Origin of the sequence: Mesorhizobium sp. M7A.F.Ca.CA.004.04.2.1 (assembly GCF_004022825.1) — a bacterium.
Classification (GTDB): domain Bacteria; phylum Pseudomonadota; class Alphaproteobacteria; order Rhizobiales; family Rhizobiaceae; genus Mesorhizobium.
In genome coordinates, this window is sequence record NZ_RZPH01001685.1 from 1 (window position 1) to 595 (window position 595).

At 61.7% G+C, this 595-nt stretch carries 2 pseudogenes; both read left to right on the forward strand.

Annotated features, from left to right (window positions below):
* Positions 1-319: pseudogene (locus tag EN893_RS36970) on the forward strand (formylmethanofuran dehydrogenase subunit A); the annotation flags it as partial.
* Positions 307-595, forward strand: a pseudogene (locus EN893_RS36975) (formylmethanofuran--tetrahydromethanopterin N-formyltransferase); the annotation flags it as partial. The pseudogenes EN893_RS36970 and EN893_RS36975, both read left to right, overlap by 13 nt.

Sequence of the window (595 nt, forward strand, 5' to 3'; positions counted from 1 at the left end):
CTTGACGGATCGAGGCCATCTCGGCGCCGGTGCAATAGCCGACATCGCTGTCTATCGCAGGGACCGCAGTATCGCGAAAATGCTCGGACAGGCGGCGTATGTTTTCAAGGATGGCGATCTCGTCGTGCAAGATGGGGAAATCATCCATTACCGCTGGGGCAAGGCATTGAGGCTCAAGCCGCCTGTCGACAAGGCAATGGTGCGACGGCTCGAGGACTATCACCAGCAGCGCTACGGCCTGTCGCTGGACTGGTTCAATTTTCCGGATTCCGCGATTGCGCGCGAACAGCCATTCGGCGAGGTGCCATGCCGAACATGAGCGTCAATGGGATGACGATCGACGATACCTTCGCGGAAGCCTTCGGCATGCGCGCAACCGCCATCGTCATCACCGCGCCGAGCCGGAAATGGGCTCGCCAGGCGGCGATCACGATGACCGGATTCGCCACCTCGGTGATCGGTTGCGGCTGCGAAGCGGCAATCGAGATCGACCTGCCGCCCTCGGCCACACCGGATGGCCGGCCGGGCTGCCGCGTCATGATCTTCGCGATGGGAACGGACGAATTGCAGAAGCAACTGCTCAATCGTGTCGGCC